An 18,565-nucleotide genomic window follows, 5' to 3' on the forward strand; every position below is an offset into this window, starting at 1 on the left:
CTGGAGATTCCGTGGCAACGACCACCACCGAGCCGCCGCGCAGCGCGTCCACCCCCACCCCCGCCACGCCGGGGTGGGCGCGCTGGGTGGACGACCACCGCAAATGGCTCTTCGCCGCGCCGGCGATGGCGTTCGTCGCCGCGCTGCTCGTCTTCCCGCTGGGCTGGACGATCTTCCTCAGCCTCACCGACGCCGAGGGCTCCGTCCGCGCCGAGAGCGACTTCGTCGGCCTGCGGAACTACCTCGACGTGCTCACCGACACCGAGCGGTTCTGGCCCGCCGTCGGGCGCACGGCCATGTTCACGATCGTGGCGCTGCTGTTCGAGGTGGTCCTGGGGATGGCGATCGCGCTGCTGCTGTGGCGGCCGTTCAAGGGCGAGCGGTGGGTCCGCGTCGCCATCCTGCTGCCGCTCGTCGCCACCCCCGTCGCGGTCGGCATGATGTGGCGGCTCATCTTCGACCCCAACATCGGCCTGGCCAACCAGCTGCTCGGCTGGTTCGGCATCGGGCCGCAGCCCTGGCTGGCCGGCCAGCACACCGCGCTGCCCACCACGATCCTCATCGACGTGTGGCAGTGGACGCCGATGGTGGTGCTGATCCTGCTCGCCGGGCTCACCTCGCTGTCGGAGGAGCCGCAGGAGGCCGCCCGCATCGACGGCGCGAGCACCTGGCAGCGCTTCAGGCACGTCACGCTCCCGCTGCTGACGCCCACCCTGACGGTCGCGGTCCTGCTGCGCGGCATCGACGCGCTCAAGACCTTCGACATCCTGTACGCCACCAAGGGCCGCGGCGGCGGCTCGTTCCACGAGGTGGAGACGCTCAACGTGTACGCCTACGGGCTCAGCTTCGACTACAACGAGTACGGCGTCTCGTCCACCGTCCTCATCCTCTTCTTCCTGATCATCATCGGGGCGATGTGGGCCCTGACCGCGCGGCGCAAGGAGGCGAAGCGATGAGGGCCCGGCCCGCGTACCGGATCTTCCGCGCGACCGCGCTCACCGTCGTGGTGCTCGTGCTGGTCGCGCCGCTGGTCTGGATGGTCGCCGCGTCGCTCAAGACGAACGTCGACATCTACGACCCGGCCAAGGCGCTGTCCTTCTCCCCCACGCTGGACAACTACGGCAAGGTGCTCCAGCAGGCCAACTACGTGGAGTTCATCCTCAACAGCCTGTGGGTGGCCTTCGCCGCCACGGTGGCCTCGCTCATCCTGGGCGTTCCTGCGGCGTACTCGATGAGCCGGTTCAACATGAAGAAGTCGGCGCTGGTCGTGCTGATGGCGCGGATCATCCCCGGTGTCTCGCTGCTCGTGCCGTGGTTCTACGTCTTCTCCAACCTGCGCATGGTCGGCGGCTTCGGGGTGCTGATCATCAGCCACATGTTCGTGTCGCTGCCGCTCGTGGTCTACATCATGATGGGCTACTTCGACAGCCTGCCGACCGAGCTGGAGGAGGCGGCGCTGGTCGACGGGCTGACGCACGTCGGCGCGTTCCGGCGGATCACGCTGCCGCTGTCGGTGCCGGGCATCGCGACCTCGGGGATCCTGTCGTTCATCTTCTCGTGGAACAACTTCATGTTCGCGCTCGTGCTGTCCGACGCGGACACCAAGACCCTGCCCGTCGCGATCTTCGACTTCGTCGGGTACGCCAGTATCGACTGGGGCGGCCTGATGGCCGCGACCACCGTGGTCACCCTGCCGATCATGGTGATCGCGCTGTTCGTGCAGAAGTACGTGGTGTCCGGCCTCACCGCGGGCGCCACCAAGGGCTGACCCTTCTCAGGCGAGCAGGGCCCGCGTGACCTCGTCCGGGTAGGTCAGCATGCCCTGGTGGCCGCCGGGGACCATCGTCGGCGTCAGGCCGATCCTGGCGGCCAGCTCGTCGCCCGGCCTGGCCAGGGCGTGGTCGTCGGCGCCGAGCACGTACGAGAGGGGCTTGCCCAGGCCCGTCACGTCGGGCACGTCGAGCGGCTCCAGGAAGTACGCGCCCGGCTGTGGCCCCAGCAGCTCGTGGAAGATCCGCCGCGCCGCCTCGGGCAGCTCCGGGACCAGCACCGGCACCTGCTCGAACGCGACCTCCACGCTCCCGTCGGGCGAGGCGTCGATGGCGGCGCGCATGATGGCGGCGTATTCGGCGTTCTCATCGACGAACGGCACCCCTCGGGCCGGGACGAACGCGTTGTAGTAGACGATGCGGGCCAGCCGGTGCGCGACCCGGTGGGCGGCGCCGGTGATCGGGTAGCCGCCCCAGCTGTGGCCGACCAGCACCACGTCGTGCAGGTCGCGCCGCTCGATCTCGGCAACCACGTGGTCGACCGTCTCGGAGAGGTGGCGGCCGTCGCGGCGGTCGCCGTCGGCGAGGCCGGGCAGGGTGAGCGTCACGGCCTCGTGGCCGGCGGCGCGGAGCCGGCGGGCGACGGGCTGCCAGACCCAGCCGGCCTGCCAGGCGCCGGGCACGAGAACGAACGTCGATATGTCGGACATAGCTGTTGCCTTCCGTGGGGTGAACACCCACACGATCCGTGTCGAACGCGGAAAGTTCGGTCCGAGCTCAAGATTTCTGTCAGGCCGCTCGGTGGATCATCCTCACGCGACGGACCCGGCCGCCCTCATAGGCCAGCAACCAGCCCATCCACGGCGCGCATCCCGGCCCCGCCTCCGCCGGGCTGAACACCTCGGTCTCCCACACCACGACGTCGGCGCTCGCCGCCACCTGGGCCACCCGCTGCCGGGTGCCCGCCCCCATCCGCACGTCCACGACCCGGGCCAGGTGCTCGATGCCGCGCGTACGCCGTCCGTTCCCCCAGGCGATCTCCACGTCCGGCCACCAGCTCTCCCTGAGCGCGGCCCGGAACGTCCCCTGATGTCCGGCGGCGATCAGCTCGTCCGCCTCCCGCCGCCGCGCGGCCACGGCCACCGCCGCATCGCCGTGCGCACCGTCCCAGGTGCCCGGCAACGTCCGTGCCAGCATGCCCCGCGCCTCGTGCAGCCTGCGCCGCACGGTCCCGACAGGAACGCCGCAGACGGCCGCGATCTCCTCATACCTGGTCACCGAGGAGAAGTAACGCAGCAGCGTCACTGTTCGCAGCGGCGGCGACAACCGGCCGACGGCGTGCCAGATCCAGTCGCGCTGGGCGTGCCGCTCCAGCGCCTCCTGCGGATCGGCGGCCCGCTCGGGCGGCGTCAGGTGTCCGACGGGGATCGCCTGCCGCGCCCGCAACCGCTTCCTGCACAGGTTGCGGACGATCATCCGCAGCCACGGCCCCACGGCATCCGGATCACGCAGGTCCCCGATCCGCGCCAGCGCCGTCAGCGACGCGTCCTGCACGGCGTCCTCGCTCTCACCCGGGTCATGCATCACGCTCAACGCCACCGCCAGCATGCCGCCTCGATGCCTGGCCAGCAGCGTCCCCAGCGCACCCGCGTCACCCTGCTGGGCCAGCACCACCAACTCACCGTCGGCCGGCTCCCCAAAACCCGACATAACCGACAAAGTCACCGCGCCACTCTCCCATGCCCCGTCCCGGGCGGTCAGGGGCGGTCGAACAGGCCGCGTTCGAAGGCGGCGGCCACGGCGGCGGCGCGGTCTTTGACGCCCAGCTTGGTGTAGATGTGCAGCAGGTGGCTCTTGACGGTGGCCTCGCTGATGAACAGGCGGGCGGCGGCCTCCCTGTTCGTGCTGCCGCGGGCGATCAGGCCGAGCACCTCCAGCTCTCGGGAGCTCAGGGGATCGGCGGGGGCGCGTACCTGGCCCAGCAACCGGGTGGCCACCGACGGGGACAACACCGCCTCGCCGCGCGCGGCGGCACGGACGGCGCGGACGAGCTCGTCAGGCATCGCGTCCTTCAGCAGGTAGCCGGTGGCGCCCGCCTCGATGGCCGGCAGCACGTCGCGATCGGTGTCGTACGTGGTCAGCACCAGCACCCTGGCCGTGCTCCCCCGCTCGGCCAGCATCCGGATCGCGGTGACCCCGTCGGTGCCCGGCATCCGCAGGTCCATGAGAATCACGTCGGGCCGCAGCTCCTCGGCCAGGCCGACCGCCTCGGCCCCGTCGCCCGCGACCCCGACCACCTCGAAGCCGGGCTCGCCGGTGAACATGCCGCGCAGCCCGTCCCGCACGATGGGATGGTCGTCGACGACGATCAGCCGGATCACGCTCATCGCGGCTCCATCGCCGGGACGCTGGCGGAGACGGCGGTGCCCCCGCCCGGCTCCGACTCGACCTCTAAGCCGCCGGCCAGCCGGGTGACCCGCTGCCGCATCGACGTCATGCCGAAACCGCCTCCTTGGGTGCCGGGGACGAACCCCGCGCCGTCGTCGCGTACGTCAAGAGTGACCACGTCGTCCATGTACGACACGGTGACGCCGACCCGGGAGGCGCGGGCGTGCTTGGCCACGTTCGCCAGGGCCTCCTGGCAGACCCGCAGCAGGGTCACCTCCACCTCGGGATGCAGCGGCCTGGCCGTCCCCGTCGTCGCGAACGCGGCCGGCACCCCGTGCAGGCCCTCCCACCGCCGCACCACCTCGGACAGCGCCTCGGGCAGCCGGGCGGTCTCCAGCTCGGCCGGCCCCACCGCGTGCACGGACCTGCGGGCCTCGGCCAGGCCGTCCCTGGCGAGCTGGGCGGCGTTGTCGAGGTGGCGCTGCCAGGTCTCCGGGTCGTCCTTGGCCTTGGCGGCGGCCTGGACCTGGGTGATGATCCCGGCCAGCCCCTGGGCGAGCGTGTCGTGGATCTCCCTGGCCAGCCGCCGCCGCTCGTCGGTGACGCCGGCCTCGCGGGCCTGGAGGAGGAGCTGGGCCTGCAGCCCGGCGTTCTCCCGCATGGTCTCCTCCAGCTTGGCGTTGGTGGCGGCGAGCTGGTCGACCATCTGCTGCCTGCGTACGCTCTGCTCGTTGATCATGTCACCGGAGAGGCTGAACAGCACGACCAGCACCACGATGGCGACGATGACCAGCACGTAGGAGGAGATGACGGCCGGGTCAGGGCCGGGCAGCCCGCCGAAGTAGCCGGTGACGGCGGCCGCCGCCGTGACCGTCACGCCCGCGATCCGCCAGCGGCCGCGCAACAGGCGCCAGGAGTCCAGATAGCCGGTGAAGGCGTAGAAGCCGGCGAACCACGGGCTGAGCAGGCCGAGCGCGGTGACCAGCGCGATCAGGCCGGCGAGGTAGAGCACCGCTCCCCTGGCGGTCCCCGTGCAGGACGGGCGGCGCAGCACCACCATCCAGCCGGCCGCGAGCACGCTCAGCACCAGGACGGCGATCCGCTGTCCCGCCGTGAGGTCGCCGGTGAGCAGCGCGAGCCCCGCCGCGACGGCCAGCAGCACGTACGGGGCGGCGCCGAGGCCGGCGACCAGCCGCGTGTGAGCGGTTTCCGGCTGCACGCCTACCTCATTCCCAGCGGAAGAACCGGGCCGCGACCCCACCGATGACCAGCGCATATGCCGCCATTATGGCAAGAAGGAGTGGTTGTGTCGCCGCCCCGCTCCAGGCATCGTGCACGGCCTGCCGGAAGAGCCCCAGCGGCGTGAACCGCCCGATCGTGGCGAGCAGCTCGGGCATGGCGTCCACGGGCTGCATCACGCCGCCGAGGAAGGCCAGCGGGAAGTAGAGCAGCACGCCGATGCCGTTCGCGGCCCGCCCGGTGGTGGCCGTCGCCGCGATGAGCAGGCCGACCGCGACGATCGCCGCGGTGCCGAGCAGGAACGCGGCCACCAGCGACGCCACCCGCGCGGGCGCCGCCGCCTGGAAGACCGTCACCGAGACGGCGACGAGCAGCGCCGACGACACCACCGCGAAGACGAGCTGGAGGATCAGCTGCACGCCCAGCAGCGCACCGGGGCTGACCGGCGTCGTGGAGAACCGGCGCAGGATGCCCCGCTCCCGGTAGGTCGCCAGCGTCGTGGGCACCATGTAGAGCCCCACCAGCCCCACCGCGACCGTCATCGAGAGCGCGGGCAGCATGGTGTCGCCCGGCGCCGCCCCGCTGCTGAAGACGATGAGGATGAACAGCGGGATCACCATGCTGAAGATCGCGCCGGGGTCGCGCATCAGCAGCTTGGTCTCGACACCCGTGAGTTTCCCGAAGCCGGTCACGCGTCCTCCTTGGCGTCGAAGGCCCGTCCCGTCAGGGCGACGAACGCGTCGTCGAGAGTGTGCTGCTCGATGCGCAGCTCGGCCACCGGCACCTGGTCACGTGCCAGCGCGGACGTCACCGCGACCGCGAAGTCCCCCCGTCCCGCCACGATGACCTGCTCCCCCGAGCGGGACACCGACGCCACCCCCGGCAGCCGCGTCAGCAGCGCGTCGTCGAACGGCGCCAGCGGCCTGAACCGCAGGTGCTGGTCGGCGTCCACGTTGGAGATGAGGTTCGCCGGGCTGTCGAGGGCGACGATCCGGCCCCTGTCGAACACCGCGACCCGGTCGCACAGCTCCTCCACCTCGTCCATGAAGTGGCTGACCAGCACGACCGTCACGCCCGCCGCGCGGACCCGCTTGATCAGCTCCCACGTGGCCCGCCGGGCGGCCGGGTCGAGGCCCGTGGTCAGCTCGTCGAGGAAGGCCACCTTCGGATCGCCGACCAGCGCCAGCGCGATGAACAGCCGCTGCTTCTGCCCGCCCGACAGCGAGCCGAACTTCGCCTGCCGCTTTTCGGCCAGCCCCCACTCCTCCAGCAGCGCCCGCCAGTCCTTCGGCGTGCGGTAGAAGGAGGCGAACAGGTCGAGCGCCTCCCCCACCTTGATGTTCTCGGGCAGGAGTGACTGCTGCAGCTGTACGCCGACCAGGTGGCTCAGCTCTTTCCGGTCCTTGACCGGGTCGCGCCCGAGCACCCTGGTCGAGCCCCCGTCGGGCCGCCGCAGCCCCTCCACGCACTCCACGGTCGTCGTCTTCCCGGCCCCGTTGGGGCCGAGGATGCCGAAGATCTCACCCTCGGCCACGGAGAACGACACCTCGTTCACCACTGGCAGCCCGCCGTACCGCTTGACGAGCCCGTTCACCTCGATCACCGTCATGCGTTCATGGTGGCGGGGAACGCCCTTCGCCCGAATCGCCCAGCCGGCCACGACCCGGCGCGGATCCGGCTGACCGACAAATCAACCGATCGGTTGATGCGGTCAGGTGTGGTCCTTGTCCTTGTTGTCGTTGCAGATGGGGTAGGTGCTGTCGCGCACGGTCCGGAAGTTGGCCAGCGACATCCACCCCATCTTCCTGGTGCCCTTGACCCGCCCGTAGACCCAGAGGTTCCCGTGGCGGTTCTTCTGCCAGCAGTGGAAGTAGAGCACCTGCCCCGCGCGCATCCGCATGACGTCGCACCCGCTCTGGTAAGGGATGTCCTTGAGGTTGTAGGAGCCCCTCATCACCCCATAGCCGTCGTCCAGGTTGGGCCCCTTGTACACATAGTTCGGGCACGGCGCCGGAACGGACGTCGCGGCCTGGGCGGCCGGCGCGCCTGCCAGGGCCGCCCCGGCGACCACCAGCGCCACCGCCGTCGCACTCACAAAACGCATACGCCTCTCCTTCCTCAGGGGATTTTGTGTCCCAGAAGTATGGGGGCCGGCGTGTTGAGTATTCGTTGAGTGCCTGTTGAGTCACCGGCTCACGTGGCGACCAGGGTCGGGACGAGGACGGCCAGGAGGAGGACCAGGGTCCAGATGGCGGGGGCCGAGCCGAGGGTCTGCTCGCGCAGCGCGTTCGCGCGTTCCGCGGCGGACTGGCCACGGGTGAGCCACCACGGGTTGGCCCGCTCCTCCAGCCGGTTGTAGAGGACGCCGACGGCGGCCCCCGCCACCAGGTGGGCGACCAGGGCGGGGAAGGCGGCGGCCAGGTCGGGTGACGGGTGGGCGCCGCGCAGGACGGGCAGCAGGATGAGCGGGCCGAGCAACCACCACAGGAACCCGTACGACAGGCCCCAGCCGAGCCCGGACACCGAGTCGAAGCTGCGTCCGCGGAAGAACAGCGCGTACGTGACGCCGGCGACCACGCCTTCGACGAGCCCGAGCGGCCCGGCGGCGAGCGCCCCGAGCAGACCTGCCACCAGGCCCAGAGCGACGCCGTAAGCGGCGGCCGTGAGCCTGGGGACGCCGAGCGGGTCGGGCTGCAGGCGGCGGACGTCGTCGGCGAACAGCACCAGCGCCAGCCCGCCGAGCCAGGTGAAGACGGCGCCGGTGCCCGCGCCGAGCAGCAGGTAACCGGGCAGGGCGGGCAGCGTCTCGCGGACCATGGCGATCGACCAGTCGAGCCGCCCGCCGTCGAGGAGGCCAGGCAGGGTCAGGGCGAGCAGGATCCACCAGGCGAAGCCGTACACCATGCCGCGGATCAGCGCGGGCCCGGTGCCCTCGGAGCGGCCGCCGAACAGCAGCGCGTACGCGGCGCCCGCGAAGGGGGCCGCGACCAGCAGCTCGTACGGAGTCCGGCCGGTCATGACGTTCAGCCCCAGGACCAGCACGGCGGCGCTCACCAGCGCGGCGACGGCGCCCCTGACCACCGTGGCGAGGCGGATCGGGGCGGACGGCGCCTGCCGCCAGGCGTAGGCGGCGGCGGTGAAGGCGCCGTAGGCGAGATGGCCGAACAGGCTCGGGGTGAGGCTCTGGCCGCTCGTCAGATCCCAGGTGACGGGCCGGCCGAGCAGGATCGGCAGCAGCGTGAGCGGGCCGAGGAACCACCAGAAGGCGCCGTACACGAGCCCCCAGAACAGCAGCTCGCCCGCCTGGGCGCGCTGCCGCTCGACGAGCAGGCCGAACCCGGCGCCGATGATCATCGCGAACAGCATGTGCACGGCGAACCCGAGCACCACGGAGTCGGTGCGGACGATGGCGGCGACCGTGGGCAGAAAGCCGATCTGCGCCATGATCAGGCCGAACACCAGCCCGCCGGCGATGCCTGAGACGGCTCCCCTAATCATGAGCGATGTCCCTCGGGAAGGCGAGGTCGAGCGACCAGTCGAACAACACCCGCAGTTTCTTCTCCAGCCCCGGCAGCTTGGCGAGGTAGACGGCCCGCCACACCGCCCAGGCGAGGAAGCCGGACAGCCGCAGCCCCCGGATCTCGGCGACGGCGGTGTGGCGGCCGAGCGCGACCAGGGTGCCGAGCGAGCGGTGGCGGAACTCGGCCGGCTCGCCGCCCCGCAGCGTCGCGGCCACGTTGTCGGCCGCGGTACGGCCCTGCCGCAGCGCGTGCTGGGCGGTCGGCGGGTACGGCACGCCGTCCGGCCCGAGGACCCGCGCGCAGTCACCGATCGCCCACACGCCTGCCCTGCCCGGCACGCGCAACCGGCCGTCGGCGGCCGGCAGCCCCTCGGTCAAGGGGTGGGGCTTGTTGCCCGCCGTCCACACGATCGTGCGGGTGCCGATCTTCTCCCCCTCCTTGAGGAGCGCGGCATCGGACGTGGCGCCGGACAGCCGGGCGCCCAGCCGGATCTCGATGCCCCTGGCGGTCAGCTTGCGGTGCGCGTACGCGCCGAGCGTGGCGCTCAGCTCGGGCAGGATCCGCTCCCCCGAGTGCACGAGCACGAAGCGCGGCTCGTCGGGACGGATGCCGGGATAGCGGTGCAGCACTCCGTGGACCAGGTCGAACAGCTCGGCGATCAGCTCGCTTCCGGCGAAGCCGCCCCCCGCCACCACGAACGTCAGCAGCTCACGCCGGTCGCCGCCCGCGAGGTCGGCGGCGTCCAGCAGGTCGAGCACGTGGTGGCGGAGCCGGGTGGCGTCGGCGGTCGTCTTGAGCGTGAACGCGTGCTCGGCCAGCCCCGGCAGGTCGTGGAAGGACGGGATGGAGCCGACGGCGTACACGAGCTGGTCGTAGGGCACGGTCGTCCCGTCGCTCACGCGGACCGTCCGTCCGGCGGTGTCCACGGACTCGACCCGCGCGTGCAGGAACGTCGTACGGCTCAGGAAGGCGCGTACGGGGACGCTGATGTGCCGGGGCTCCAGGGCGCCGGTGGCCGCGCCCGCCAGCATCGGCGTGAACAGCAGCGAGCCGGCGTCGCTGATCAGCGTGACCTCGGCGGGCAGCCCCCGGGTGACGAGCCGGTCGAGCCTGCGGGCGGCGGCCAGCCCGCCGAAGCCGCCGCCGACGACGACCACGCGCGCGGTCTTCTGCGGCGGGGCGGCGGCCGGTTGCTCGCGGCGGCGCGGAGCGACGTACAGCAGCACGCCGGTGATGCCGCCGAGCAGCACCTCTCCCGCGAGCGAGCGGAAGTCGCCCGGCGTGATCGTCCAGTGCGGGGCGCCGCCGAGCAGGACGGGCAGCACCGTCAGCGACCAGACGGCCCAGGCGAGCAGCCCGGTCAGCAGGCCGCCGGCCAGGGCGTTGGCCAGGCTGAACAGCCGGGTGCCGAACAGCGCGGCCAGCACGGCGCCGAGCAGCGCGGCGTGCGCGAGGAACAGCGCCCACGTGCCGGCGTCGATCATGTCGTTGACCGCCATCAGAGACACCACCGGCACGCCGGACACCAGGCCCGCGAGCAGCCCGAGCCGGCCTGTCCTGGTCCACAGCCTCGGCAGCAGCGCGGCCAGCGCCAGCGCGGCGAGGACGAGCAGCAGGTTGCGGCCGTAGTCGAGCGGCAGGATGGACGGGTTGTCGCCGCGCCTGCCCAGGGCCAGCACGGTCGGCAGCGTCGCCAGCGTCACCGTGCCCGCCACGATCGCGGCGGCCCGCACCGCCCAGCGCACCCGGCGCAGCGCCCAGCCGGCCAGCAGCACCAGCGGCACCAGGATCGCGTCGTGCGCCACCGCGGCGCCGCCGAACCACCAGGCCCAGCCCACCGGGTTGCTCTCCCTGACCAGCCCGGCGAAGCCGAGCAGGATCAGCGCGGCGCCGGCCGCGTACAGAAGCCATCTCATGTGACGCGTACCGTCCCCACCCATTTGGTCTGCATGACGCCCGGCCGGTTCGGGGCGATGAGGCGTACCGGGTAGCCGTGGTCGGGGTCCAGCGGCCGGCCGTTGAGCTTGAGTGCGAGCAGGGTCAGCGGGTCCTGCCAGTGCGGCGCGCGGACCTCGCTGGTGCGGTAGTACCCGGCGCGTTCCAGCGACTCGACGGTCAGGACCGCCTCGGGCGCGCCGCCCGCCGCCTCGATGAGGTCGCGCAGGCGGACGCCCGTCCACTCGCACTCCACGCTCCAGCCCTCCACGCAGGCGATCGGCAGGCGTACCGTGTGCTGCGGCATGCGGGCCAGCTCGTCGTAGCCGATCATCAGCTCCGTACGCACCGCGCCCGTCACGACCAGCTGGTACGCCGCCGGATCCACCTGCGTCACCCCGGCCGCCGCGGCGGAGCGGTTGACCGGTACGCCCTGCGGCCCGATGTCCGGGTTGCGCGGCGCGAGCACCGCCAGCCGCTTGAGCGGCGTGACGGTCTCGCCCGCGGTGACCAGCGCCGCCACGCCGCACGCGGCGGCCACGGTGGCGAGGAAGCGGCGCCGGTCCGGGTCCTCGACCCGGGTGAAGGCGTGCCGCCGCACCTTGGCCCACTCGTTGACGACGTGGATGATGAGCGCGCCGTAGACGATGAACGCGGTCCAGTAGTGCGCCTGGATGAACCCGAACGGCCACAGGTACGTGTACGCGATGTTCATCAGCCCCGTGACGAGCTGGAACAGCGCGCCCGCGACCAGCAGCAGCACCGACAGCCGCTCGGCCGCGTGCCCGGCGGAGCGCAGCGGCGGCCACTGCCACAGCTTCGGGTAGACCGTCCACAGCTTGGCCAGCAGCAGCGGCACCGTGGCGATGCCGCCGATGACGTGCAGCCCCTGCGTCACCCGATAGAGGTTGACCGGCCGCGACGGCCACAGCAGCCACGCGGGCGGGTGCTGCACGTAGTGGCTGAACAGCCCGGTCGCGAAGGCGACGGTGAAGCTGACGCCCAGCCACATGCCCAGCTTGGCCGCCACCTTCTCCGAGTGCAGCCGGCTGGTGAACCGGCCCGGCAGCGACCGGCCGAGGTCCGTGACCTGCCTCAGGCGCGTGCTCATGGTCGGGCTCCCCCTGGCCGGCTACGCGTGCTCGCGCATGTAGCGGATCATTCCGGCGACGTCCTCGGGGACGAGGCGGCCGATGGCGCCGCTGGAGTAGACGCTGACGAGGACCCGGCCCTGCGGGTCGAGCAGGAAGCCGGTCGACTGCAGGTAGAGGGGGTCCTCGTTGACGAAGGCGCCGGTCGCCTCGGCGTACGCGCGGGCGTCCGCGCTGTGGCCCACCGGGAACCGTAGGCCGTGCTTGCCGATCGTCTCCTTGGTGGTGGCCTCGTCGTCCACGGAGACGGCGACCACCTTGGTGTCGAGGTCGGCGAGCTTGTCCAGCGACCGCTGGAACGCGCGAAGCTGCGCGTTGCAGTACGGGCACCACGCGCCGCGGTAGAACAGCACCACGCCGAAGTGGCCGGCGAACGCGCCCGGCAGGTCGAGGGTCTCCGACCCGGGCAGCGTCACGGTCAGGTCCGGGAACGTGTCCCCGGGATTCAGCAGGCTCATGGCCTTTTCCTTCCGGTAATGGTGGTCAGGCGTCGAAGTCCCAGATCTGGCCGGTGCCGTTGTCGCGGGCCAGCCGGTCGAGCAGCGTCCTGGCCGACTGCTCGGGCGTGATCAGCCGCCCCTCGGTGTGCGAGCGGATGAACCGCTCGTGCAGCGCGGCGCCGATCCGGCCCGGGTCCTGGGCGCGGATGTAGCCCGGCATGGCCGTGTCGACCAGGCCGGGGCGGTAGACGTTGACGGTGACGCCGGTGCCGTCGAGCTCCAGCGCGAGGTTGAGGGTGTGGGCTTCGAGCGCGGTCTTGGTGGTGACGTACGCGTTGCCGCCGATCATGCTGCCCGGGCGGGCGACGGCCCCGGTGGAGACGTTGACGACGCGGCCCCAGCCCCGGTCGAGCATCCCGGGCACGAACGCGACGGCCAGCGTCACGGGGGCGAGCACGTTGATGCGCATCGCCGCCGCCCACTCGCCGACGTCCACGGCGGGCGTCTCCCCCAGCGGCCACACCACGCCGGCGTTGTTGACGAGGATGTCGACGGCGCCCAGCTCGTCGCGTACGCGGGCGATCGCCTCTGCCAGCCGCCCGTCGTCGCCCAGGTCCGCGGGCACCACGTACGCGGTGCCGCCCTGCTCCTTGATCAGGTCGGCCGTACCGGCCAGCTCGTCCTCCGACCGCGCGAGCAGCGCGACCTTCGCGCCGCCCGCGGCCAGGCCGACGGCGGTCGCCCGGCCGATGCCCCGGCCGGCCCCGGTGACCAGGGCGGCCCTGCCTTTGAACGAATGAGTCATGCCCCGTTCGCGACGATCAGGGGCGAGCCCTTACCTCGATGTGACGCAGGTCACATCAATCGTCGCTGATGGCGGCCAGCAGGCCCTCGAAGTCGTCGGCGCACGGGCCGCAGGCGCGCAGGTGCGCGGCGATGCCCGGATAGCGCCGCGCGGCCCCGGCGTCCTCGGCCACCAGCTCGACGTAGACGTGCAGCATGGCGATCGCCTCCTCGCAGCCCACGTCGCGGGGGTCGGTCTGCAGGAAGCGGTCGAGCCCGGCCCAGTCGTTCACGGGCGCCTCACCATGTCGTCAACGTCGCTCACGTATCCCTTAGCGGCGAGCGCCGCCCTGAGCTTACGTCTGGCGTCGAACATTGTTTTGTAGATGGCGTTGCGATTGGTGCCCAGCTCGGCGGCGAGCACGTCGAGCGGCACCCCGGTGAGCACCAGGGCGACGAAGACGCGGCGCTGGTGCTCGGTCAGCTTGTCGAGCACGGCCTGGCGCAGTGCGGCGAGCAGGTCGCGCCACTCCGACTCCTTGGCCGGATCGAGCCCGAACCGGTCGGGCAGGCGTTCCCACTGCTCGCCTTCGAGCGGCACGCCCGGCTCGCGCCAGAAGTGCCGCGCGACCTTACCGGCCACCTCCAGCACGACGAACTTGTAGGCCCAGGTCGTGAACCGGCTCTCGCCACGGAAGTCGCCGACCTTGCGGGTGATGGCGAGCAGCGCGTCGGAGGTGGCCTGCTGGGCGAGGTCGTCGAGCTCGGGCCCGGTCACGCCGAGCCGCGCCGCGCGCCTGCCCACCTCTTTCCTGGCGATGCGCAGCAGCAGCTCGTGCAGCCGCCCGACGGCCGCCTGCCGCTCGGGCCCCGTGCAGCTCAGCGCCCGCACCCATGCGGCCGACTCGTCGTCCAGCACAGTCGGGCTACCTCCCCCCATGCAGGCATCGTAGCGAGATCTACTCCCGGCGCTCCGCGTCCCCGTCCTTGTCGCCGTCGGCGGGGCTGATCACCAGCTCGAACTCGTCGTCGTACAGCTCGTGGCCGCTCTCGACGGCCGAGTGCACGATCTCCACGCCGCGCTTGCCGCGCAGGATCAGCGGGTCGTGGCGCAGGTCGCGGGTGAGCGCCACGCACATGGCCACCATCACCAGCATGAACGGCACCGCGGCCAGGATCGTGACGTTCTGCAGCCCGGTCAGCGCCGCCTCGCCACCGCCGCCGAGCAGCAGCATGATGGCCGCGACCGCGCCGGTCAGCACGCCCCAGAAGACCACCACGGGCCGGGTGGGGCGCAGGCTGCCGTTCTGGGAGAGGGTGCCCATGACGACCGAGGCGGCGTCCGCGCCCGAGACGAAGAAGATGCCCACCAGCACCATCACGAGCAGCGTCGTGACGCCGACCAGCGGGAACTGGTTGAGCACGGCGAAGAGCTGGCCCTCGGCGGTGGCCTCGCGGGTCAGGCCCGCGCCGCCGGCCTCCAGCGACATCGCGGTGCCGCCGAGGATCGCGAACCAGACCAGGCTGACCAGGCTGGGCACCAGGATCACGCCGCCGACGAACTGCCGGATCGTCCGCCCCCTGCTGATCCTGGCGATGAACATGCCGACGAACGGCGTCCAGGAGATCCACCACGCCCAGTAGAAGACCGACCACGTCGAGAGCCATTCGGCGACCTCGTCACCCCCGGTCGCCTCGGTACGCCCGGCGAGCCCGGCCAGCTCGCCCAGGTACGCGGCGACGGAGGTGGGCAGCAGGTTGAGGATCAGCACGGTCGGCCCGGCCACGAAGAGGAACAGGGCGAGCGCCACCGCCAGCACCATGTTCGTGTTGGACAGCCACTGGATGCCCTTCGCCACACCCGACACCGCCGACACCACGAACGCCAGCGTCAGCAACGCGATGATCATGATGAGCAGCCCGATGCCGGCCTCCCCGAGACCGGCCTCCCTGACGCCGCTGCCGATCTGCAGCGCGCCGAGGCCGAGCGAGGCGGCCGAGCCGAACAGCGTGGCCAGGATGGCCAGCACGTCGATCACCTTGCCGGCCCCGCCGTTCGCGTGCCGGGCGCCGATCAGCGGGGTGAACACCGCGCTGATCGTCTGCCGCCGGCCCCGGCGGAAGGTGCCGTACGCGATGGCCAGACCGACCACGGCGTAGATCGACCAGGGGTGCAGCGTCCAGTGGAAGAGCGTGGTGGCCATCGCGGTGCTCATCCGCGCGGCCGGCGGCGCCGTGGCCTCATGGGTGCCCGGCGGCGGCTCGGTGAAGTGCGTGAGCGGCTCGTTCACCCCGTAGAACATCAGGCCGATGCCCATGCCGGCGCTGAACATCATCGCGACCCAGGACACCGTCCTGAACTCGGGCTCCTCGTCCTCGCCGCCGAGCGTGATGCGGCCGTACTTGCTGAAGGCCACCCACAGCACGAACACCACCAGCCCGGAGGCGACCAGCACGAACGCCCAGCCCAGGTTGTGCATGGTGGCGTTGAGCAGCCTGCTCGACACCCCCTGCAGCGAGCCGGTGGCGACCGCGCCCCAGACGATGAAGACCAGGGTCAGGACGGCGGCCACGCCGAACACCACCCAGTCCGTACGGGGCGGGCGGGCAGCGTCGCGGCCATCCGAGCTCGGCATGGGCACTCCTGTGATCCGGACCCCTCGTGCCCCTCTCGTCTCCAGATCCGGGTCCGGTAAACAGCCCTAGCCCTGATCTTCCCGCTGGCTCAGCACGCTCGACAGGAACGCCTTGGTCCGCTCGTGTTCCGGGGCGGCGACCAGCTCGGCGGGCACGCCGCTCTCGACCACGACCCCGTCGGCGAAGAACGTCAGCCGGTCGCCGACCTCCCTGGCGAAGGCGATCTCGTGGGTGACCACGACCATGGTCATGCCGTCGGCGGCCAGGCCGCGCATCACCTCCAGCACCTCGTCCACCAGCTCGGGGTCCAGCGCCGACGTGGGCTCGTCGAACAGCATCAGCTCGGGCCTCATGGCCAGCGCCCTGGCGATGGCGACGCGCTGCTGCTGCCCGCCGGAGAGCTGATGGGGCCGCTTGTGCGCGTGGTCGGCCAGCCCGACCCTGTCGAGGTGCTCCATCGCGCTCTCGCGCGCCCGCTCGGCCGGCACGCCCAGGACGTGCACGGGCGCGCAGGCCACGTTCTCCAGCGCGCTCTGGTGGGCGAACAGGTTGAAGCGCTGGAACACCATGCCGATCCTGCGGCGGAAGGCGGCGAACTCCTTCGGCGTCCAGGGCCGGTAACGGCCGTCGCGCAGCGTGTGGCCGACCTCCTCGCCCAGCACCCGCAGGCTGCCGCCGAGCACCGGCTCAAGGCCGTTCACGCAGCGCAGGAACGTCGACTTGCCCGACCCCGACGGCCCGATGACGCAGCTCACCTCGCCGGGCGCGACCTCGAAGTCCACGCCGTTGAGCACCTGCGTGTCGCCGTAGCTCATCCGCACGCCCCGGGCGTGCACGACCGGGGTCACGCCGCCGCCTTCGGACGCCCGCCGCCCCGCACCAGCCGGACGGCCTCTGAGCCGAAGCGGCGCTCCAGCCGGCCCTGGAGGAAGGTCGCGATGGCGGTCATGAGCATGTACCACAGGCTCGCCACGATGAGCAGCTCCATGATCAGGTTGTTGGCCTTGTAGATCTGGCTGGCGTTCGTCATCAGGTCGTGGCCGGCGACGACGTACACCAGGGACGTGGTCTTCAGCATGGAGATGAACTCGTTGCCGGTGGGCGGGATGATGATGCGCAGCGCCTGCGGCAGCACGATCACCCGCATCCGCTTGGCGGGGGTCATGCCCAGCGCGTACGCCGCCTCGGTCTGGCCGTGGTCCACCGCCTGGATACCGGCGCGTACGGTCTCGGCGAAGTAGGCCGCGAGGTTGAGCCCGAGCCCCAGCATGGCCGCGGTGAACCCGGTCATCACCTCGTTGGTGTCCCACTTCAGGCCGATCATCGTGAACGGGATCTTCAGCACCAGCTCGGGGAACAGGAACGCCAGGTTGTACCAGAAGATGAGCTGCACCAGCACCGGCGTGCCGCGGAAGAACCAGATGTAGAGCGTGGCCAGGCCGCTGAGCACCGGGTTGTGCGACAGCCGCAGGATCGCCATCGCCACGCCGAGCACCAGCCCGAGCACGGTCGCCAGCACCGAGATCTCGATGGTGACCCAGACGCCCGCGAGAATGCGGTCGTTGAACAGGTACTCGACGACCTTGCCCCAGTGCAGGCGCGGGTTGGCGGCGAACAGGTAGACCAGCCAGCCGGCGACCGCGACCGCGACGAGCGCGGCGGCCAGGCGGCCCCAGTGCCGGGTCCTGACGACCGGGATCCGCGCGCCGTCCGGCCCGGTGAACGGTTCGGTGCGCATGCTCACGTACCGCCGTTGATGGTGGCCGCGTCCACGGCCAGCGCGCCCAGGTTCCAGGCTTCGAGCATCTTGGCGTACTCGCCGCTCGCGATCAGCGAGTCGAGCGCGCCCTTGACCGCCTCGATCAGCTCCTTGTTGTCGGTGCGCAGCCCGATGCCCCACAGGCTCTCCGTGCCCTCAAGGGCCTTCGCCTCGATGCCGAGCTTCTCGTCGGGCACCTTGTACGCCGCCACCACGTAGTCGGTGATGCTGGCCTGCGCCCGCCCGCCGGTCACCTGCAGCAGCGCCTCCTGGTCGCCGGGGAACTTCAGCAGCTCGACGGCCTTCTCACCGGCCTTCTCGCAGTCGGCGGAGTAGCCCTCGGCCAGCTGCAGCGACGAGCCGTTGTCCACGACGGAGACCGTCTTGCCGCACAGGTCCTTCGGGCCGGAGATCTTCTCCGGGTTGCCCTTCTTGACGATCATCCCGGCGCCCGCCTTGACGTAGTCGACGAACGTGAGCTGCTCCCGCCGCTCAGGCGTGTCGCTCATCGACGAGATGACGAAGTCGTAGCGGCCGGTCAGCACGCCCGGGATCTGCGAGTTGAACTCCTCGTCGGTGATGCTCACCTTGACGCCGAGCTTCCGCGCGATCGCCCTGGCCAGGGCCGGGTCGAAGCCGATCGGCGTCTTGCCGTCGCTCGCGTACAGCTCCATCGGCGGGTAGCCGATGGACGAGACCACCTTCAGCCCGTCCTTCTTCAGCTTCGCCGGCGTCTTGCTGGCCAGGGCCGGGTCGGGCGTGATGGCGTTGATGACGCCGGCCGCCTTCTCCTCGGCGGGCGCCTGGTCCAGGGTGACCGGCGGAGCGCTGCCGGCGGGCTCCGAGGTGTCGGCGTCCAGGGATTGGGCGCCGCAGGCCGCGGTCGCGGCCAGCAGCAGGCCGGCGGTGATGATACGGATCTTCACAGGGGGGTGCTCCTTCG

Annotated in this window: 20 protein-coding genes; 2 read left to right on the top strand and 18 right to left on the bottom strand. The window is 71.5% G+C overall.

The genetic code is table 11. The annotated features are described in order from the left end of the window. The first annotated feature begins 11 nt into the window (after positions 1 to 11). Positions 12 to 956 carry a carbohydrate ABC transporter permease gene (locus ACFFR3_RS32675; protein WP_364367190.1) on the top strand — a complete coding sequence of 315 codons (945 nt, stop codon included), beginning with the start codon at positions 12 to 14 and terminating at the stop codon, positions 954 to 956. Then, positions 953 to 1,768, top strand: a complete 816-nt coding sequence (locus ACFFR3_RS32680) for a carbohydrate ABC transporter permease (protein WP_364367193.1) — start codon at positions 953 to 955, stop codon at positions 1,766 to 1,768. Before ACFFR3_RS32675 ends, ACFFR3_RS32680 begins: the two co-directional genes overlap by 4 nt. A 6-nt stretch (positions 1,769 to 1,774) precedes the next feature. Here ACFFR3_RS32680 and ACFFR3_RS32685 read toward each other — a convergent pair whose 3' ends face one another. The 18 genes from ACFFR3_RS32685 to ACFFR3_RS32770 form a co-directional block, all read right to left on the bottom strand. Beyond that, entirely contained in the window at positions 1,775 to 2,479 is a 705-nt protein-coding gene (locus ACFFR3_RS32685; protein ID WP_379484394.1) for an alpha/beta fold hydrolase, read from the bottom strand. Positions 2,480 to 2,558: 79 nt separating this feature from the next. Continuing rightward, positions 2,559 to 3,479 carry an RNA polymerase sigma factor gene (locus ACFFR3_RS32690; protein ID WP_379484395.1) on the bottom strand — a complete coding sequence of 307 codons (921 nt, stop codon included), beginning with the start codon at positions 3,477 to 3,479 and terminating at the stop codon, positions 2,559 to 2,561. Positions 3,480 to 3,526: 47 nt separating this feature from the next. Beyond that, positions 3,527 to 4,156 carry a response regulator gene (locus tag ACFFR3_RS32695; RefSeq protein ID WP_364367202.1) on the bottom strand — a complete coding sequence of 210 codons (630 nt, stop codon included), beginning with the start codon at positions 4,154 to 4,156 and terminating at the stop codon, positions 3,527 to 3,529. Next, positions 4,153 to 5,376, bottom strand: coding sequence for a sensor histidine kinase (locus ACFFR3_RS32700; RefSeq protein ID WP_345391825.1), 1,224 nt, complete (start codon positions 5,374 to 5,376; stop codon positions 4,153 to 4,155). The genes ACFFR3_RS32695 and ACFFR3_RS32700 overlap by 4 nt, the downstream gene beginning before the upstream one ends. A 7-nt stretch (positions 5,377 to 5,383) precedes the next feature. Further along, the gene (locus tag ACFFR3_RS32705) at positions 5,384 to 6,088 is read right to left on the bottom strand and encodes an ABC transporter permease (RefSeq protein WP_345391828.1); all 705 of its coding nucleotides are present in this window, start codon (positions 6,086 to 6,088) and stop codon (positions 5,384 to 5,386) included. Next, on the bottom strand, positions 6,085 to 7,005 hold the full coding sequence (locus tag ACFFR3_RS32710) for an ABC transporter ATP-binding protein (RefSeq protein ID WP_379484396.1): 921 nt from the start codon (positions 7,003 to 7,005) through the stop codon (positions 6,085 to 6,087). Before ACFFR3_RS32710 ends, ACFFR3_RS32705 begins: the two co-directional genes overlap by 4 nt. Before the next feature lie 102 nt (positions 7,006 to 7,107). Further along, complete coding sequence (locus ACFFR3_RS32715) at positions 7,108 to 7,500, bottom strand: hypothetical protein (protein WP_364367209.1); 393 nt, start codon at positions 7,498 to 7,500, stop codon at positions 7,108 to 7,110. An 89-nt stretch (positions 7,501 to 7,589) separates the two neighbouring features. Further along, positions 7,590 to 8,894 (bottom strand): hypothetical protein, encoded by a 1,305-nt coding sequence (locus ACFFR3_RS32720; protein ID WP_379484397.1) that lies wholly within the window; start codon positions 8,892 to 8,894, stop codon positions 7,590 to 7,592. After that, positions 8,887 to 10,833, bottom strand: a complete 1,947-nt coding sequence (locus ACFFR3_RS32725) for an NAD(P)/FAD-dependent oxidoreductase (RefSeq protein ID WP_345391837.1) — start codon at positions 10,831 to 10,833, stop codon at positions 8,887 to 8,889. The genes ACFFR3_RS32720 and ACFFR3_RS32725 overlap by 8 nt, the downstream gene beginning before the upstream one ends. Beyond that, positions 10,830 to 11,963 (bottom strand): molybdopterin-dependent oxidoreductase, encoded by a 1,134-nt coding sequence (locus tag ACFFR3_RS32730; protein ID WP_345391840.1) that lies wholly within the window; start codon positions 11,961 to 11,963, stop codon positions 10,830 to 10,832. The genes ACFFR3_RS32725 and ACFFR3_RS32730 overlap by 4 nt, the downstream gene beginning before the upstream one ends. Positions 11,964 to 11,984: 21 nt before the next feature. Continuing rightward, positions 11,985 to 12,461 (bottom strand): peroxiredoxin family protein, encoded by a 477-nt coding sequence (locus ACFFR3_RS32735; protein WP_345391843.1) that lies wholly within the window; start codon positions 12,459 to 12,461, stop codon positions 11,985 to 11,987. Between the two features lie 25 nt (positions 12,462 to 12,486). Further along, complete coding sequence (locus tag ACFFR3_RS32740) at positions 12,487 to 13,248, bottom strand: SDR family NAD(P)-dependent oxidoreductase (RefSeq protein ID WP_345391846.1); 762 nt, start codon at positions 13,246 to 13,248, stop codon at positions 12,487 to 12,489. Positions 13,249 to 13,303: 55 nt separating this feature from the next. Then, positions 13,304 to 13,519: a hypothetical protein gene (locus ACFFR3_RS32745; protein WP_345391849.1), complete on the bottom strand. Its 216-nt coding sequence runs from the start codon at positions 13,517 to 13,519 to the stop codon at positions 13,304 to 13,306. Further along, positions 13,516 to 14,166: a sigma-70 family RNA polymerase sigma factor gene (locus ACFFR3_RS32750; protein ID WP_379484398.1), complete on the bottom strand. Its 651-nt coding sequence runs from the start codon at positions 14,164 to 14,166 to the stop codon at positions 13,516 to 13,518. Before ACFFR3_RS32750 ends, ACFFR3_RS32745 begins: the two co-directional genes overlap by 4 nt. Positions 14,167 to 14,185: 19 nt before the next feature. Beyond that, positions 14,186 to 15,862, bottom strand: coding sequence for a BCCT family transporter (locus ACFFR3_RS32755; protein ID WP_379484399.1), 1,677 nt, complete (start codon positions 15,860 to 15,862; stop codon positions 14,186 to 14,188). 66 nt (positions 15,863 to 15,928) lie between these two features. Next, a complete protein-coding gene (locus tag ACFFR3_RS32760) occupies positions 15,929 to 16,678 on the bottom strand; it encodes an amino acid ABC transporter ATP-binding protein (RefSeq protein ID WP_345409433.1) in 750 nt (249 codons plus the stop codon). Positions 16,679 to 16,707: 29 nt separating this feature from the next. Next, entirely contained in the window at positions 16,708 to 17,601 is an 894-nt protein-coding gene (locus ACFFR3_RS32765) for an amino acid ABC transporter permease (protein WP_379484400.1), read from the bottom strand. 2 nt (positions 17,602 to 17,603) lie between these two features. Then, positions 17,604 to 18,548 carry an ABC transporter substrate-binding protein gene (locus ACFFR3_RS32770; protein WP_345391861.1) on the bottom strand — a complete coding sequence of 315 codons (945 nt, stop codon included), beginning with the start codon at positions 18,546 to 18,548 and terminating at the stop codon, positions 17,604 to 17,606. Positions 18,549 to 18,565: the final 17 nt, after the last annotated feature.

This window comes from Nonomuraea salmonea (assembly GCF_042428605.1).
Lineage (GTDB): Bacteria > Actinomycetota > Actinomycetes > Streptosporangiales > Streptosporangiaceae > Nonomuraea > Nonomuraea salmonea.

Excerpts from the sequence above, each read along its gene's own strand:
- ACFFR3_RS32680 (WP_364367193.1), top strand. The coding sequence starts at position 953 with ATGAGGGCCCGGCCCGCGTACCGGATCTTCCGCGCGACCGCGCTCACC.
- ACFFR3_RS32685 (WP_379484394.1), bottom strand. The coding sequence starts at position 2,479 with ATGTCCGACATATCGACGTTCGTTCTCGTGCCCGGCGCCTGGCAGGCC.
- ACFFR3_RS32690 (WP_379484395.1), bottom strand. The coding sequence starts at position 3,479 with ATGTCGGGTTTTGGGGAGCCGGCCGACGGTGAGTTGGTGGTGCTGGCC.
- ACFFR3_RS32695 (WP_364367202.1), bottom strand. The coding sequence starts at position 4,156 with ATGAGCGTGATCCGGCTGATCGTCGTCGACGACCATCCCATCGTGCGG.
- ACFFR3_RS32710 (WP_379484396.1), bottom strand. The coding sequence starts at position 7,005 with ATGACGGTGATCGAGGTGAACGGGCTCGTCAAGCGGTACGGCGGGCTG.
- ACFFR3_RS32715 (WP_364367209.1), bottom strand. The coding sequence starts at position 7,500 with ATGCGTTTTGTGAGTGCGACGGCGGTGGCGCTGGTGGTCGCCGGGGCG.
- ACFFR3_RS32720 (WP_379484397.1), bottom strand. The coding sequence starts at position 8,894 with ATGATTAGGGGAGCCGTCTCAGGCATCGCCGGCGGGCTGGTGTTCGGC.
- ACFFR3_RS32725 (WP_345391837.1), bottom strand. The coding sequence starts at position 10,833 with ATGAGATGGCTTCTGTACGCGGCCGGCGCCGCGCTGATCCTGCTCGGC.
- ACFFR3_RS32730 (WP_345391840.1), bottom strand. The coding sequence starts at position 11,963 with ATGAGCACGCGCCTGAGGCAGGTCACGGACCTCGGCCGGTCGCTGCCG.
- ACFFR3_RS32735 (WP_345391843.1), bottom strand. The coding sequence starts at position 12,461 with ATGAGCCTGCTGAATCCCGGGGACACGTTCCCGGACCTGACCGTGACG.
- ACFFR3_RS32740 (WP_345391846.1), bottom strand. The coding sequence starts at position 13,248 with ATGACTCATTCGTTCAAAGGCAGGGCCGCCCTGGTCACCGGGGCCGGC.
- ACFFR3_RS32750 (WP_379484398.1), bottom strand. The coding sequence starts at position 14,166 with ATGGGGGGAGGTAGCCCGACTGTGCTGGACGACGAGTCGGCCGCATGG.
- ACFFR3_RS32755 (WP_379484399.1), bottom strand. The coding sequence starts at position 15,862 with ATGCCGAGCTCGGATGGCCGCGACGCTGCCCGCCCGCCCCGTACGGAC.
- ACFFR3_RS32760 (WP_345409433.1), bottom strand. The coding sequence starts at position 16,678 with ATGAGCTACGGCGACACGCAGGTGCTCAACGGCGTGGACTTCGAGGTC.
- ACFFR3_RS32765 (WP_379484400.1), bottom strand. The coding sequence starts at position 17,601 with ATGCGCACCGAACCGTTCACCGGGCCGGACGGCGCGCGGATCCCGGTC.